Below are 15,292 nucleotides of genomic sequence, written 5' to 3'. Positions count from 1 at the left end.
ATTGCAAGCGCCGCGGGGGAAGGCTATGGCGTTTGGCATGTCGCGCGATCCCCGTACCCTCATCCGAATTGCCCGCGAGTCCGGGCAGGAACATTCCGCCGAGCCGCTCGATCTGGGCGTTCGCGTGCGGGAGCTGCGCAAGGAACGGGACTGGACGCTGGAACAGGCCGCCAAGCAGGCCGGGCTGGCGCGATCAACGCTTTCGAAGATCGAGAACGGCCAGATGTCGCCCACCTACGAGGCGCTGAAGAAGCTGGCCGTGGGGCTCGGCATCTCGGTTCCGCAACTCTTCACTCCGCCCAAGCGCGAGCAGGTCTCGGGTCGCATGGTGCATGTGAAGGACGGCGAGGGGCTTCGGCAGGTCACCACGACCTACGAGCACGAGCTGCTGGCCGAGACTCTGACCCGCAAGAAGATGCTGCCCTATCGCGCGCGGGTGCGCGCCCGGTCGATGGATGAATTCGACGGCTGGGTGCGGCACGACGGCGAGGAGTTCCTCTACGTGCTCACGGGCGTGGTGACGCTTTACACCGAGTTCTACGAACCCATCGAGATGCGCCGCGGCGACTCCGCCTATTACGACGCCTCGATGGGGCATAACGTGGTGTCGGTCAGCGCCGAGGATGCGACCATCCTTTGGGTGACCTCGCTGGGCTGATGCCTCGCCGATACGGCATGCAGGTGGGCTCACACGGCCCGGGCATGCGCAGGGCGCAGGTGCTTACCCGGCCAGTCGGTCCAGCTTCTGAGCGGTGCCGAGCGCAAAGGCCCAGTCATCCAGTTCGCGGTCTGCCTCGTGCAGGGTCAGGTCGTGACGCCGCGCGATCTCGGCGGTCAGTTCCTCGCGGCTCTGACGGTGGGCGCGCAGCTCTTTGCTGTCGAGTTGCGGGAAACGCTGCGACAGGCGTTCGGCGGTGAGGCCCCAGTTGCGGGTGATGTCTTGCCAATTCATGTGTCTCATGACTCCTGAACGAATGCGCCCGGACGATGTTCCCGGCCTCTTGCGCACTGGCGGGGGCTGGTGGCGGGACAGGTTCGTCGCCGGTGACGTCCACCTAAGATGAGACTGGCAGATTACCATAGCATTAGGCTGCGACACGCTGTCCGTTCGGCCAAAGCCCGCGCAGCCCGGGCAGCTCTCGGCCAAAGGTTGCTGACCCCGCCAGGGGCGGGGTCAGCGTCGGGCCTCATTTTTCAGGGAGCAGACCGCGCGGCGCGAAGCGCAGCACCAGAAGCAGGATCACCCCCATGGTGAGCAACCGCATGTGCTGCACGCTGTCCTGAAGGTGCGCCTTGACCGCCGAGCCCTCGGACATGCCCGAGGTGATCAGGTTCATCGCGAACTGGCCCATCGGCTCGACCTGCACCCAGAGGAACCAGATCAGGAACCCGCCGAGCACCGCGCCGAGGTTGTTGCCCGAACCGCCGACGATCACCATCACCCAGACCAGGAAGGTGTAGCGCAGCGGCTGGTAGGTTCCGGGGGTGAGCTGGCCGTCGAGCGTGGTCATCATCGCCCCCGCCATGCCGCAGAGCGCGCAGCCGAGCACGAAGATCTGCAGGTGGCGGCGCGTGACGTCCTTGCCCATGGCCTCGGCGGCGGTCTCGTTGTCGCGGATGGCGCGCATCATCCGGCCCCAGGGCGACTTCAGCGCCAGCTGGGCAAGGATCAGCAGCACCACCAGAACCGCGGTGAAGAGCAGCGAGTAGCCGAGCTTCACCGCCAGGGTCGATGCGGTGGTGGCGTCGAGGCCCAAAGACCCGGCCGTTTCGACGAAGCCCGGATCGGCCTGCAGGTCGATCTCGTAGGGAACGGGGCGGGGCAGGCCGATGACGTTCTTCACGCCGCGCGCCAGCCAGTCCTCGTTCTTCAGCACCGCGATGATGATCTCGGCGATGCCAAGCGTCGCGATGGCCAGGTAATCCGAGCGCAAACCGAGCGCGGTCTTGCCGATCGCCCAGGCGACGCCCGCCGCCATAACGCCGCCCACCGGCCAGGCCAGCAGCACCGGCAGGCCAAGACCGCCAAGATAGCCAGTGGCTGCGGGGTTCACCGCCTCGATGGCATCGACCGCCGGGTCGAGCAGCGCACGGTAGAGGAAGAAGCCCACCAGGGTGATCGCCGCCACGGCCCAGCCGCGCACACCGGTGCCGAGCTTCTTCCAGGCCAGCACGGCCGCAACGACAACGGCGATGCCGAAGAGGATGGCGCCGATGACGCGCGGCCCGCCGGCGTCCCAGGCCTCGGGGACCGGCGCCATCGAGACCAGGACCACGGCCAGACCGCCGACGGCGACAAAGCCCATGACGCCGACGTTGAAGAGCCCGGCAAGGCCCCATTGCAGGTTCACCCCGAGCGCCATGATCGCGCTCACGAGGCCCATGTTGAGGATGATCAGCGCCGAGTTCCAGCTCTGCAGGAAGCCGGTGCCGAGGATCAGCGCTGCAACCAGCGCGAAGAGACCAATGGTGCGGGTCATATGGTCTGCCCCTTGAACAGTCCGGTCGGGCGGAACAGCAGCACGATCACCAGGATCACGAAGCTGACCGCGAATTTGTAGTCAGTGGAAAGCAGCTGCACGAGCCCGTCGGGCGCCATGCTCTCCGGCAGGAAATAGGTCAGGAACTTCTTCCAGGCGTAGGTGATGCCGACCTCGGAGAAGGCGATGACGAAGCCGCCGGCGATGGCGCCGAGCGGATTGCCGATGCCGCCGACAATGGCCGCCGCGAAGATCGGCAGCAGCAGCTGGAAGTAGGTGAAGGGCTTGAAGCTCTTGTCGAGCCCGTAGAGCACGCCGGCGATGGTCGCCAGCGCCGCCACGATCAGCCAAGTCACGGTCACCACGCGCTCGGGGTTGATGCCCGAGAGCAGCGCCAGATCCTCGTTGTCGGAATAGGCGCGCATCGACTTGCCGGTTCGGGTGCGGTTGAGGAACCAGAACAGCAGCGAGACGGTGATCAGCGCCACCACCACGGTCAGCGCCTGGGTGGTCTTGATCGCCAGCCCTTCGTCGAGCCCGGTCATCGCCTTGAAGTCGCGGGCCGAGATCAGGAAGCGCTCGCCGTCGGCGAAGTTCTGGTCGTCGGGCCCGATGACGAAGCGGGTCAGCCCGTTGTAGACGAACATGATGCCCATCGAGACGATCACCAGGATCACCGGCTTGGCCTTCTGCGCGCGGTAGAAGCGATAGACCACGCGGTCGGTCGCCAGCACCAGCACGGCGGCCCCGGCAATGCCCACGGGGATGGCGAGCAGGGCGGTCGGAAGCGGCCCGAGGCTCACACCGGCGGCCTGCAGGCCCCAGGTGGCCAGCACGGCGCACATGGTGCCCCAGGCCATGGTGTCGCCATGGGCGAAGTTGGAGAAACGCAGGATTGCGTAGATCAGCGTCACGCCGAGCGCGCCGAGCGCCAGCTGGCTGCCGTAGGCGAGGGCCGGGACGATGACGAAATTGGCCAGGGCCACGAATGCGTTGAGGAAGTCCATCAGGGCAGGATCCTGCAGGTCAGAAAGTCGATATCCGCAGAGGGCGGCGCGCCGGTGCCGCTCTCGATGGTCTGGCGCAGCCAGAGCGCGGAGGTTTCACTGGTGAAGGTCAGCGTCTCGCGGGCGCCGAGCGCCGGGGCCCAGAGGAAAGGGCCGGCAAAGCTCATCGCCTGCGCCGGCATCGAAGCACCGCCGTCGACGGAAAGCTCGTAGGCGCCCGCGCCGGTGGCGTCAGTATCGACCGGCGCCAGCACGAAGCTCACCCGGCCATTCGCCGCGGCGCAAGTCCCCGCCTCGGAGCAGGCGGTGACGTGATCGCACTCGAGTGAGGTCCGCGCGCCTTCCGCTGCGGCGGGCAGCGCCGCGAGGGAAAGTGCCCCGCCAAGCGCCGCGCCTGTCATCAGGTCCCGCAGATCAGCCACCGAGGAAGCTCCGCCGCACGTCGGGATCGGCCAGCAGCTCCTTGCCGGTGCCGGTGAAGGCATTGCCACCCTGCACCAGGACGTAGCCCTTGTCGGCAATCTCCAGCGCCTGCCGGGCATTCTGCTCGACCATCAGGATAGGGATGCCGGTCCGCGCCACCTCGAGGATACGGTCGAAGAGCTCGTCCATGACGATGGGCGAGACGCCCGCGGTCGGCTCGTCGAGCATCAGCACCTTGGGCCTGGTCATCAGCGCGCGGCCCACGGCCACCTGCTGACGCTGCCCGCCCGAGAGCTCGCCCGCGGCCTGCTTGCGCTTGTCGCGAAGGATCGGGAAGAGCGTGTAGACCTGCTCCATGGTCTGGCGGAAATCATCCTTGCGGATGAAGGCGCCCATCTCGAGGTTCTCTTCCACCGTCATCGAGGGGAAGATGTTGCGCACCTGCGGCACAAAGCCCATGCCGCGCTTCACCCGGTCCTGCGGCGACAGCGCAGTGATGTCCTCGCCATCCAGTCGCACCGAGCCCGAGCGCAAATCGAGCATGCCGAAGACCGCCTTCATGGCGGTGGACTTGCCGGCGCCGTTCGGGCCGACGATGACGGCGATCTCGCCGCGCTCGACGGCGATGGTGCAGCCATGCAGGATGTCCGCGCCCTTGCCATAGCCGCCGGTCATCGCCTCGCCGATGAGGAAGGGCCCGCCCGGCGCGGGATGCGCGTGCCCGCCGGGTTTCACCGGCATGGCGGTGCCCATGCCCGCAGGGTTGGTGATCGAGCGGTCCTTGTTGCCGCGATCGCCGTAGGTCTCGCCACTCATGCCGCGCTCCCCTCGTGTCTTTCTTCTAGGCCAAAATATCCCGGGGGAGCCGCGCGCAGCGCGGTGGGGGCAGCGCCCCCCCGCTTTCCTCAGCAAGCAGATCATCCGCCGATCATCTCCTTGTTCTTCAGCCCGGTGCCGAGATAGGCCTCGATCACCGCCTCGTTCGACTTGATCTCCTCGACCGTGCCCTCGGCCAGCACCTTGCCCTCGGCCATGACGATGACCGGGTCGCACAGGCGGCCGATGAAATCCATGTCGTGCTCGATCATGCAGAAGGTGTAGCCGCGCTCCTGGTTGAGCCGCAGGATGGCGTCGCCGATGGTGTTCAGCAGCGTGCGGTTCACCCCCGCGCCGACCTCGTCGAGGAAGACGATCTTGGCGTCGACCATCATCGTGCGGCCGAGCTCGAGCAGCTTCTTCTGCCCGCCCGAGAGGTTGCCGGCCTTCTCGTCCTTGAGGTGCGAGATGGTCAGGAAGTCGAGCACCTCGTCGGCCTTCTTCAGCAGAGCGGCCTCTTCCTGGGCGATGCGGCCGCGGCCGAATATGGCGTTCCACAGGCTTTCGCCCGACTGGCTGCCCGGCACCATCATCAGGTTCTCGCGGCAGCTCATCGAGCTGAACTCATGCGCGATCTGGAAAGTGCGCAGCAGCCCCTTGTGGAAGAGCTCGTGCGGCGGCAGCCCGCTCACGTCCTCGCCATCCATGAGCACTCGGCCCGAGGTGGGCGCGAGCGCCCCGGCGACGACGTTGAACAGCGTGGTCTTGCCGGCGCCGTTCGGACCGACGAGCCCGGTGATCGAGCCCTTGGCGATCTCCAGGCTGGCCCCGTCAACGGCACGAAAACCGCCGAAATGGCGGTGAAGGTTTTCGACGCGGATCAAATCTTGTTTCCCCAGCGGGCCCGTTTCTTGCCCGTGTTTTTGCTTGTTTCTTCGCAGCGCGTGTTCTTCCGCGCCCTTGCGTTGAGAAGCGCCCGGAGCTTTCGCCCCGGGCGCTGTGGTCTGTCCGTTACTTGAACGAGACGGTCTCGAAGGCGCCGTCCTTGATCTCGTAGTAGCGGTAGGTGCCGGCGGCTTCGCCCGGCCCGATCAACTCGACGTTGGTCGCACCGACGTAGTCGATGTCGCCGCCCGCCTTGAGGACCTCGAGCGCCTTGCCAAGCTCGCCCGGCAGGATCGGCTCGCCGGGTGCGTTGGCCACGTCGAGGATGTTCGCGGCAACCGCGGCCGAGGAGGGCTCGCCGCCCTTGGCCATGGCCAGCGCGATCAGTGCCGCAGCGTCGTAGCTCTCGCGGGTGTAGGAGCTTTCGGAGTTCACGCCGGCGGCTTCCGCCACGGCCTTGAACTTCTCGGCGCCTTCACCTTCGGCCCACGGCACCGAGCCGAAGGAGCCGTCGATGTCGCTGCCGAGGTCGGCCAGCAGCGCGTCGGAATACATGCCGTCACCCAGCGCGAAGGTGTCGAAGGCACCGGTGTCGAGCGAGGCCTGGATCATGCCCTTGCCGCCCTGGTCCGAGTAGCCCAGCACCACCAGCGCGTCGCCGCCGGCCGAGGCCAGGGCGCCGACTTCGGCCGAGTAGTCCGCCTTGCCGTCTTCATGCGGGGCCGCGAGCGTGATTTCGCCGCCCGCGTCCTTGAAGGCCGCCTCGAAGGCATCGGCGAAGCCCTTGCCGTAGTCGTTGTTGGTGTAGGTCACCGCCACCGAGGAGATGCCGCGCTCACCGAGGATGCCGGCAAGCACCTCGCCCTGACGGGCGTCCGAGGGGGAGGTGCGGAAGAACAGGCCGTTGTCTTCGGCTGCCGAGAGCGCCGGCGAGGTCGCCGAGGGCGAGATCATCGGCACGCCGTTCGGCACGGCGACGTTCGACAGGACTGCGCCGGTCACGCCCGAGCAGTCGGCACCCATGATGGCGACGACGCCATCGGTGGTCACCAGGCGCTCTGCCGCGGCGGTGGCGGCGGCGCTGTCGATGCAGGTGGAGTCGGCGCGGACCGGAACCAGCGTCACGTTCTCGAGGAAGTTGCCGCTCTCGTTGATTTCCGCCAGCGCCAGTTCGGCGCTCCCCGCCATCGAGGGCGTCAGGGATTCGATCGGACCGGTAAAGCCGAGGATGACGCCGATCTTGGCCTCATCTGCATAGGCCGCACCGGCGGTGACAAGCGGAAGCGCAGAGGCCAGAAGCCACTTCTTCATGTGGTATCTCCCGAGTTGGTTACTTGTTATTAAGTCGGGAGCCTATGCGGGCCTTTTGCAAAAGAAAAGGGCGTTCAGCGCAGCAAAGTTACGCTCCAGTAACGTCAATTCGCGTGCCTCAGCGGAATGCGCGAGCGCGCGCTGCCGCTCGGTGAGTAAACTCTCCCGCCTGTGCGTATCCAGGGCCGGGGAGGGCGCGCGGCTTCACTCCTCGGCGCGGGTGCCGGACGTGCCGCGCTCGCGATAGGGCGTGGTCTGGTAATGCGCGCGGTAGCACTTGGAGAAATGCGAGGGGCTGGCGAAGCCGCAGGCCAGCGCCACGTTGATCACGCTCATGTCGGTCTGCATCAGCAGGTTGCGCGCCTTCTGAAGGCGCAGCTCCATGTAATAGCGCTTGGGCGAGCGGTTGAGGTAGCGGCGGAACAGCCGCTCGAGCTGGCGGGTCGACATGCCCACCTCCTTGGCCAGCACGGCTGGGCTGATCGGCTCTTCGATGTTGGCCTCCATCCGGTGGATGACCTGGCTGAGCTTGGGGTGGCGCACGCCGATGCGGGTGGGCACCGACAGCCGCTGGGTGTCCTGGTCGGTGCGGATCGAGCTGTAGATCAGCTGGTCCGCAACCGCGTTTGCCAGCTCCGAGCCATGATCGTCGGCGATGATCTTCAGCATGAGGTCGATCGAGGCGGTGCCGCCCGCAGCGGTCATCCGGTTGCCGTCAATCACGTAGATTCGCTTCGACAGTTCGACCGCCTCGAACTCCTCGGAGAAACCGTCGTGGTTCTCCCAGTGGATGGTCGCGCGCTTGCCGTCGAGCAGACCGGCCTTGGCCAGCGTCCAGCTCGCGGTGCAGAGCCCGCCCACCGCCTGGCAGCGCCGGGCCTCGCGGCGCAGCCATCCCAGCAGTTTGCGCGTGGTGGCCAGATGCACATCGATGCCGCCGCAGACCATGATGGTGTCGTCTCGGCTGAGCTCGGGCAGTTCGCAGTCGAGCCGGAACTCGACCCCCGCCGAGCAGCGCACGCTGTCGCCCTCGGACCCGGTGAGGCGCCAGTCGTAAAGCGTCTGCCCGGCCATGCGGTTGGCGATCCGCAGGGTCTCGATGGCGGCCGAGAAGCTCAGAAGGGTGAATTCCTGCAGCAGGACAAAAACGAAGCGGCGCGGCTTCGGGGCGCTGGCTGGTGCGGCGGGCACTCGCTGGTCGGACATCGCGCAAATCCTTGCTGGGCACCCGCCGCGCGGGGGGGCGGGCGAGCGCCACATGGGCAGGAAAGCCAAGCAGCGTCAAGAGATGTCGTTTTTGTGACTTAACCTGTATCCCGAAGTGCTTTTTTCCTGCGCATCCAGAGGGGCTTTCCGCGAAGGCAGATCGGGAGCTTTTTCCTATGGCTTTGAGTCCGCCTCTTCGGTATAGCCACAGGACGTTTTTACCAAGACGTTTACGCTAACGGAGTGTCGCTGGGAGAGAGCCATGACCGAGTGGAGCAAATCGAGCTGGAGAGCAAAGCCGCGGATTCAGATGCCGGACTATCAGGACCAGGCAGAGCTGAACGCAGTCGAGGCACAGCTTGCAAAGTATCCGCCGCTGGTTTTTGCAGGCGAGGCAAGACGGCTCCGAGAAGAGCTCGGCAAGGCGTCGCGCGGCGAGGCCTTCCTGCTGCAGGGCGGGGATTGCGCCGAGGCATTTGACCAGTTTTCCGCCAACTCCATCCGCGACACCTTCAAGGTGATGCTGCAGATGGCGATGGTGCTGACCTACGGCGCCAAGGTGCCGGTGGTGAAGGTTGGCCGGATGGCCGGCCAGTTCGCCAAGCCCCGCTCCGCGCCCACCGAGACGGTGAACGGCGTCGAGCTGCCGAGCTTCCGCGGCGACATCATCAACGAGCTGGCCTTCACCCCCGAAGCGCGTCAGCCGAACCCGCAGAAGATGCTGCAGGCCTACACCCAGGCCGCCGCCACGCTGAACCTGCTGCGCGCCTTTTCGACCGGCGGTTACGCCGACGTGCACCAGGTGCATTCCTGGACGCTCGGCTTCGTCGAGGGCGAGAAGGCCACGCGCTACCGCGAGATGGCCAACCGCCTGTCGGATACGCTCGACTTCATCAAGGCGGCGGGCATCGACAGCTCGCGCTCGGCGGCGCTGCACCAGGTGAACTTCTACACCAGCCACGAGGCGCTGTTGCTGGAATACGAAGAGGCGCTGACCCGGGTCGACTCGACCTCGGGCAAGTGGCTCGCGGGCTCGGGCCACATGGTCTGGATCGGCGACCGCACTCGTCAGCCCGACGGCGCGCATGTCGAGTTCGCCCGCGGCGTGCTGAACCCGATCGGCTTGAAGTGCGGCCCCTCGATGACCACCGAGGATCTCAAGGTTCTGATCGAGAAGCTGAACCCCGAGAACGAGGCCGGCCGGCTGACGCTGATCGCGCGCTTCGGCGCGGGCAAGGTGGGTGATCACCTGCCGCGGCTGATCAAAACGGTCAAGGACATGGGCGCCAAGGTGCTCTGGACCTGCGATCCGATGCACGGCAACACCGTCAAGTCGGCCTCGGGCTACAAGACCCGGCCCTTCGAGTCGGTGCTGAGCGAAGTGCGCGAGTTCTTCGCAGTGCACCGCGAAGAGGGCACCGTGCCCGGTGGTGTGCATTTCGAGATGACCGGCCAGGACGTGACCGAATGCACCGGCGGGCTCTATGCCGTCTCCGACGAGAATCTCTCGGACCGCTACCACACCGCCTGCGATCCGCGCCTCAATGCCTCGCAGTCGCTGGAGCTGGCCTTCCTCGTCGCGCAGGAACTGACCGCGATGCGCGAGACCCAGGGGGATGTGGCCTCGGCCTGATCCATTCCGGATGAAATCAAGAAAGGGCGGGCCCGGGGGTCCGCTCTTTTCTTTTGGGTGCCTCGGATCGCGCCGGCGGGGCTCCGCCGCTCGCGGAACTGGCAGAGAACCAAACCCTGCGCTGGCGCGTAGGTTTCGTGAAGGACATGGACACCGACACGGAGACCGCAGATGCTACGACGCCCGATCCCGCTGACGAGCTTCGGCCTTGCCGCCGTTGCCAGCTTTGCCACTCCGGTCTTTGCTGCGGGCGAGCAGGATATCTTCCGCCCGCTGCCGGCCGAGCAGCGCGACCTTGGCGAGCTCCGCTGGTCGGCGCGCCCGGTGCTCCTCTTTGCCCCGGCGGCGGGGGACGACAGCTACGAGCGGCAGATGGCCCTTTTTCGCGACGCCGAGGAAGAGCTGCGCGCCCGCGACATCGTCGTGCTCAGCGATCTCGAACCGCGCAACCCCGGTCCGATCCGGCAGGCCTTCTCCCCCGGCGGGTTCAAGCTGGTGCTCGTCGGCAAGGACGGCGGTGTGAAGCTCGAGGAGGATACGGTGCTGGCACCCGCTCAGCTTTTCGCCGTGATCGACCAGATGCCGATGCGCCAGCGGGAGATGATGGACTGACGGCCAGCGCGCCTTGACCGTGACGCGAACGCCCCGCCATGGATGTCATGGCGGGGCGTTCGCGTGATGCGTGGTGGCGCTCAGGCGGCTTCGATCTTGCCCTTTTTCGCCCTCTTGCCGAAGTCCTCGGGCGAGAGCAACGACAGCTGGTCCGAGGCCCAGTGCCGGGTGTCGCGCTTCTCGACTGCAGCGCGCAGGAGGGTCATGCGGGCACGGCGCTCCTCCTCGGGCATGTCGAGCGCGAGGTCGATGGCGAAATCCATGGCGCGGGTCGACCAGGGGTTGGTGAGCACCGCGGCCCCCAGTTCGACTGCCGCGCCGGCGAATTCCGAGAGCACCAGCACGCCGTCGCCATCCTTGCGCGAGGCCACGTATTCCTTGCACACGAGGTTCATCCCGTCTGCCAGCGGCGTGATCCAGGCAACGTCGGCCACCTGGTACCAGGCCACCAACTCGACGAAGGGGATGGCGCGCGAGATCAACGCGCAGGGCTGGAAGGTGAAGCTGCCGAAGCGGCCGTTGATCCGGCCGGCGATCTCCTCGAGCTCCTTCTGGATCGGCTCGTAGACGGTCATGTTGCGGTTGGCCGGAACCGAGACATGCAACAGGCGGACCTGGCCGCGCAGTTCGGGGCGGCGTTCCAGCAGGCGCTCGAAGGCCAGGAGCTGGTCGGCGCCGCCCTTGGTGTAATCAGTGCGTCCGACCGAGAGCAGCAGCTTGCCGTCGCCGATCTCCGAGCGGAAGCGGGTGGCAAGTTTGTCGGTATCCTCGGTGGCAGCGAGCCCCTTGATGTAGTCCACGTCGACCCCCACCGGGGTCACGCCCAGATGCACCACGTGGCCGCTCTCGAGATGGATTTCGGTCGGCACGGTGCGGTCGGACAAGGCCGAGCCTTCGGACATCATGTCCTCGGCCACCTTGTCGCGCGGTACCTGGCCGACGTCGCGCAGGCTGCGCACGCAGCTGAGGAAGTTCGAGGCGTAGCGCGGGATATGGAAACCCACCACATCGGCGGCCAGGAGCGAGTCGATGATCTCGCCGCGCCAGGGCAACACGTTGAACATGTCAGCGGCAGGGAAGGGCGTGTGGTGGTAGAAGGAGATGCGCAGGTCGGGACGCATCTGGCGCAGGTAGCCCGGCACCAGCCACAGGTTGTAGTCGTGCACCCAGACCGACGCGCCATGCGCCGCCTCTGCCGCGGCCGCCTCGGCGAAGGCCCAGTTCACCGCGCGGAAAGTCGGCCAGTCCACCGGGTCGTAGTTGTACTTCTCCTTGAAGCCGTGGAGGATCGGCCAGAAGGCCTCCTTCGAGGTGATGTGATAGAAGCTGCGCACCTGCTCGGCGGTAAGCGGCAGGCGCGAGACGGTGTACTTGCCGAAGCTGTCCTCGATCTCGACGACGCGGTCGAAGCCGGGGTTCGAGGGATCCACGGCCTCCTTCCACGCGACCCAGGCAGCCTTGTCCACCGAGCCGAAGAAGCTCTTCAGCGTGGGGACGATGCCGTTCGGGCTCTTGTTCTCGCGGTATTCGATCTTTCCATCCACCTCGACCTCTTCGTAAGGCTGGCGGTGGTAGACGATGACCAGATCACTGGGCATGGGTCAGGCTCCTTTCGGAAGGTCGTGCATTTGGAAGGTGCGGATTGCCTCGAGGATGCCCGCGGCGCCGATGCGCTCGGCCTTGTGGACATGGGGCAGGTCGTTCACCTCCTTGAGAAGCGCCGTTTCGGCGCCGCCGACGGCAACGGCGGGCAGGCCGCATTGCAGCATCGACAGATCGTTCAGCGTGTCGCCCGCGGCCAGCACCCGGCGTTCCTCGATCTTCAGGTGCGACACGAGGCGGCGCAGCGACGGCCCCTTGGAGACGCCGCGCGGCAGCACGTCGAAATAGCGGTTGTCCGAAACGAGCGGGTCATGTCCCATTTCGCGCACCTTGTCGTGGGCTGCGCCGTCATAGGCATCGGCGTCGAGATCGTAGCTCACGCGGTAGCGGAAGTCCGTGGGCTGCAGCGAGAGGCCGGGATGGCCATGAAGCGCGGCGCGGACGCTGTCCCCGGCGTTTCCCCAGGTCGCGGCGATCTCTTCCTCGAGCGGCTCGATGGGATGGATCTCGCTGTCCACGACCTCGGCGATGGTGGTGCCGACATCGCCGACGACAAACTCGGGCCAGGGCACGCCGCCTTCGCAGAGCTCGCGGATGAAGCGCGGGTCGCGGCCGGTGACGAAGATCAGCCCCACGGTGTCGCGGTTAGCTTCGATCCAGTTGTAAAGCGTTCCCCGGTCCGCATCGGAGCCCCCGAGGAAGGTTCCGTCGAGATCGGTGGCCAGCACGAAGCGGCAGGTGGCGATGTCTCGGGCCTTCGTGGTATCGAGGCTCATGCGGGGTCTCCTTCGTGGGGATGCAGGAATAGATCGAGCGCGCGGGGCTCGCCCTCGATCGGGGCGGCCCAGAGTTGCTGGAACGTGGCGGTGAGCGGCGCGCCCTCGTGCAGGACGGCATGCACCGCCTCGCAGATCGGCATGCTGACGCCGAGGCGCCGCGCAAGGTCGACCACAGAGATCGCGTTGATTTCTCCTTCGACCACCACCGGCTTGCCGTCGAAGCATTCGTCGCGGGACAGTCCGCGCCCGAGCTGGGTGCCGAGCGCCATGTTGCGCGAGGTGGTCGACGAGCAGGTGAGCGTCAGATCGCCGGCCCCGGAAAGGCCGGTCACCGTCTCGCGACGTCCGCCTAGCGCCTCGGCGAGGAACTTCATCTCGTCCATTCCGCGGGTGATCAGCGCGGCACGGGTGTTCTCGGCGAAGCCGGCGCCGGTCATCATCCCACAGGCGATGGCGATAACGTTCTTCACCGCGCCGCCGACCTCGACACCGACCAGATCGTCGGAAACATAGGGGCGGAAAGCCTCGGTCTGCATGGTCAGCGCCAGCCGGGCGGCGGGAGCCTTTTCCGGCTCAATGCGATCGTGATGGCTGAAGGTGAAGGCCACAGTGGCGGCGGTCGGATGGCCGAGCGCGGTCTCGGTGGCAAAGGTCGGACCGGAAAGTGCGCCGACCGGATGGCCGGGAAGCTCCTCCTCGACCACATGGCTCAGCAGGTAGCCGGTGCCGCGTTCGATGCCCTTGCAGCAAAGCGCCAGCGGGATGCCGGCCGGGAGATAGTCCCGCATCGAGCGGGCAACGTCGCGCAGCGTGTGGGAGGGGGTGACCAGCAGAACCGCCTCGGCGCCGTCGAGCGCCTCGCGCAAGTCCGACGTGGGCCGGAGCGTAGCGGGTAGTTTGATCCCGGGCAGGTGGTCGGGGTTCTCGCCGGTCTCGGCCATGGCGCGGGCGAGATCAGGTCGGCGTCCCCATATCCGGGTCTCGCACCCGGCGCGGGCTGCAGTGGCAGCGAGGGCAGTCCCCCAGCTCCCCATGCCGATCACCGTGAGGCGGGAGTAGGGCGTGGCGCGGCGCGGGCCGGTGAGGCTGCGTGGCTGCGCGGGCGGGGTTTGCATGCTCTGTCCGTCCATGACACATGTGGGGCCGCTGCCTAAATTGGCACCGTTGACGGCCCTGAGGGCTCTCTCCGTCTTTGTTTGCGTGATAACGCTGACAATAGGGGATTGTTCCCCGATGGCCACCGCCGGGCGCGGGTTTTTTCTGCAGTTGCGAGATGAATTTCAGCCAAACCCCTGTCGGCAAAGGGATGTTTTCCCCTTCCGGTTGTGATTAAATTTTAGGCATGGAACCAGATTAGCCCTTTGCGCGTTCTCATCACCTACGCAAATACAATGGCTTGGGCGGTCCGCCGCTCACGTGCGAGTGCCTGGATTTGACCTGAGCAAAAATGGCCATACGCTCTTACCTATTCGCCGCAACGCAGCGGATGCGCCTCCGGCGCCCGGGCGAAGATGCGGCCCATATTCCATCGGCCTCGATCAGGCTGTCGAAAGGAGACCACGACGTGAGCACGCCCGAGATGAAGAGCAGCAAGTCCAAAGTCCGTACTGCGATCTTCCCCGTTGCCGGCCTCGGCACGCGTTTCCTGCCCGCGACCAAGGCCACGCCCAAAGAGCTGCTGCCGGTGCTCGACAAGCCGCTGCTGCAGTTCGCCATCGACGAGGCGCGCGCTGCCGGGATTGAGCGCATGATCTTCGTGTCGCACCCCAGCAAGAGCGCCATCGAGCGCTACGTGCATCAGGACCACGACCTCTGCGCCACGCTGCGCGAGCGCGGCAAGCACCAGATCGCCGACACGCTCCACAAGGCGGCCATCAATCCCGACGAGGAGCAGGTCTTCTTCGTCATGCAGCCCGAGCCGCTGGGTCTTGGCCACGCGGTGCTCTGCGCTGCCGAGCATGCGCTGCCGGGTCCGGTCGCGGTGATCCTGCCCGACGACCTGATCATCGGCGAGCCGGGCTGCCTGTCGGAAATGATCGCGGCCTATGAGACCAGCGCGCCGGGCCACATGGTCGCAACCATGGAAGTCAAGCGTGACGAGGTCTCGGCCTATGGCGTGCTTGTCCCCGAGGGCGAGGCAGATGGCCAGATGCTGCGCGCGTCCGGCATGGTCGAGAAGCCCGAGGCGGAGAAAGCGCCGTCGCTGCAGGCGGTGGTTGGCCGCTACGTGCTCGACGAGTCGATCTTCGCCGATCTGGACGGTCTTCCGGCGGGCCTCGGCGGGGAGATCCAGCTGACCGATGCCATTGCTCTCGGCGCAGGGAAGGTCGGACTCTGTGGCTTCCGCTTCTCGGGCGATCGCTTCGATTGCGGCTCGAAGGCGGGGATGCTGCGCGCAACGCTGGCCTATGCCGGCACGCAGAAGGAATTCCACCCGGTGCTGCAGGAAATGCAGCCGCTGCCGATCGCTGCGGAATAGCGGCAGGCGTTCAGGGAAAGTGGGTGAACAAGTGACAAGGCGCGGCCCCGACGGGTGCC

Annotated in this window: 15 protein-coding genes; 4 read left to right on the top strand and 11 right to left on the bottom strand. The window is 66.5% G+C overall.

Translation table 11 applies throughout. From position 1 onward, the window contains the following. The first annotated feature begins 37 nt into the window (after positions 1-37). A complete protein-coding gene (locus CLG85_RS16550) occupies positions 38-658 on the top strand; it encodes a helix-turn-helix domain-containing protein (RefSeq protein ID WP_095880462.1) in 621 nt (206 codons plus the stop codon). 63 nt (positions 659-721) lie between these two features. Here CLG85_RS16550 and CLG85_RS16545 read toward each other — a convergent pair whose 3' ends face one another. The 8 genes from CLG85_RS16545 to CLG85_RS16510 all read right to left on the bottom strand — a co-directional run bounded on the left by CLG85_RS16545 (position 722) and on the right by CLG85_RS16510 (position 8,128). After that, the gene (locus CLG85_RS16545) at positions 722-952 is read right to left on the bottom strand and encodes a hypothetical protein (protein ID WP_095880459.1); all 231 of its coding nucleotides are present in this window, start codon (positions 950-952) and stop codon (positions 722-724) included. Positions 953-1,187: 235 nt separating this feature from the next. After that, positions 1,188-2,480, bottom strand: a complete 1,293-nt coding sequence (locus tag CLG85_RS16540; RefSeq protein ID WP_095880460.1) for a branched-chain amino acid ABC transporter permease — start codon at positions 2,478-2,480, stop codon at positions 1,188-1,190. Continuing rightward, positions 2,477-3,487 (bottom strand): branched-chain amino acid ABC transporter permease, encoded by a 1,011-nt coding sequence (locus CLG85_RS16535; protein ID WP_224847133.1) that lies wholly within the window; start codon positions 3,485-3,487, stop codon positions 2,477-2,479. The genes CLG85_RS16540 and CLG85_RS16535 overlap by 4 nt, the downstream gene beginning before the upstream one ends. Next, positions 3,487-3,909, bottom strand: coding sequence for a hypothetical protein (locus CLG85_RS16530; RefSeq protein WP_260349630.1), 423 nt, complete (start codon positions 3,907-3,909; stop codon positions 3,487-3,489). Before CLG85_RS16530 ends, CLG85_RS16535 begins: the two co-directional genes overlap by 1 nt. Beyond that, the gene (locus CLG85_RS16525; protein WP_224847136.1) at positions 3,902-4,726 is read right to left on the bottom strand and encodes an ABC transporter ATP-binding protein; all 825 of its coding nucleotides are present in this window, start codon (positions 4,724-4,726) and stop codon (positions 3,902-3,904) included. The genes CLG85_RS16530 and CLG85_RS16525 overlap by 8 nt, the downstream gene beginning before the upstream one ends. A gap of 101 nt (positions 4,727-4,827) precedes the next feature. Beyond that, positions 4,828-5,610, bottom strand: coding sequence for an ABC transporter ATP-binding protein (locus CLG85_RS16520; protein WP_092421277.1), 783 nt, complete (start codon positions 5,608-5,610; stop codon positions 4,828-4,830). A 127-nt stretch (positions 5,611-5,737) separates the two neighbouring features. Then, positions 5,738-6,922 (bottom strand): ABC transporter substrate-binding protein, encoded by a 1,185-nt coding sequence (locus tag CLG85_RS16515; protein ID WP_095882231.1) that lies wholly within the window; start codon positions 6,920-6,922, stop codon positions 5,738-5,740. Positions 6,923-7,126: 204 nt separating this feature from the next. Further along, the gene (locus CLG85_RS16510) at positions 7,127-8,128 is read right to left on the bottom strand and encodes a GlxA family transcriptional regulator (RefSeq protein ID WP_095882232.1); all 1,002 of its coding nucleotides are present in this window, start codon (positions 8,126-8,128) and stop codon (positions 7,127-7,129) included. Positions 8,129-8,390: 262 nt separating this feature from the next. Here CLG85_RS16510 and CLG85_RS16505 point away from each other — a divergent pair, with 262 nt between their 5' ends. Further along, positions 8,391-9,761, top strand: coding sequence for a class II 3-deoxy-7-phosphoheptulonate synthase (locus CLG85_RS16505; RefSeq protein WP_095882233.1), 1,371 nt, complete (start codon positions 8,391-8,393; stop codon positions 9,759-9,761). A 171-nt stretch (positions 9,762-9,932) separates the two neighbouring features. Further along, the gene (locus CLG85_RS16500; RefSeq protein ID WP_095882234.1) at positions 9,933-10,373 is read left to right on the top strand and encodes a DUF4174 domain-containing protein; all 441 of its coding nucleotides are present in this window, start codon (positions 9,933-9,935) and stop codon (positions 10,371-10,373) included. Positions 10,374-10,453: 80 nt separating this feature from the next. Here CLG85_RS16500 and ggpS read toward each other — a convergent pair whose 3' ends face one another. Genes ggpS through CLG85_RS16485 form a run of 3 tightly spaced genes read right to left on the bottom strand, consistent with a single transcriptional unit; the run spans position 10,454 to position 13,869 of the window. Continuing rightward, the gene (gene ggpS / locus CLG85_RS16495; protein ID WP_095882235.1) at positions 10,454-11,971 is read right to left on the bottom strand and encodes a glucosylglycerol-phosphate synthase; all 1,518 of its coding nucleotides are present in this window, start codon (positions 11,969-11,971) and stop codon (positions 10,454-10,456) included. Positions 11,972-11,974: 3 nt separating this feature from the next. Further along, positions 11,975-12,751, bottom strand: a complete 777-nt coding sequence (locus tag CLG85_RS16490; RefSeq protein WP_095882236.1) for an HAD-IIB family hydrolase — start codon at positions 12,749-12,751, stop codon at positions 11,975-11,977. Continuing rightward, complete coding sequence (locus CLG85_RS16485; protein ID WP_235865387.1) at positions 12,748-13,869, bottom strand: NAD(P)H-dependent glycerol-3-phosphate dehydrogenase; 1,122 nt, start codon at positions 13,867-13,869, stop codon at positions 12,748-12,750. Before CLG85_RS16485 ends, CLG85_RS16490 begins: the two co-directional genes overlap by 4 nt. A 449-nt stretch (positions 13,870-14,318) precedes the next feature. On the opposite strand from CLG85_RS16485, the gene CLG85_RS16480 reads away from it, so the two are divergent. After that, complete coding sequence (locus tag CLG85_RS16480) at positions 14,319-15,233, top strand: UTP--glucose-1-phosphate uridylyltransferase (protein WP_224847149.1); 915 nt, start codon at positions 14,319-14,321, stop codon at positions 15,231-15,233. The last annotated feature ends 59 nt before the right edge of the window (positions 15,234-15,292 follow it).

It is taken from the genome of Alloyangia mangrovi (genome assembly GCF_002300555.2).
Taxonomy (GTDB): Bacteria; Pseudomonadota; Alphaproteobacteria; order Rhodobacterales; family Rhodobacteraceae; genus Salipiger; species Salipiger mangrovi.
The sequence above is the reverse complement of the archived record's forward strand: the minus strand, read 5'-3'. Positions and strand labels throughout refer to the sequence as shown.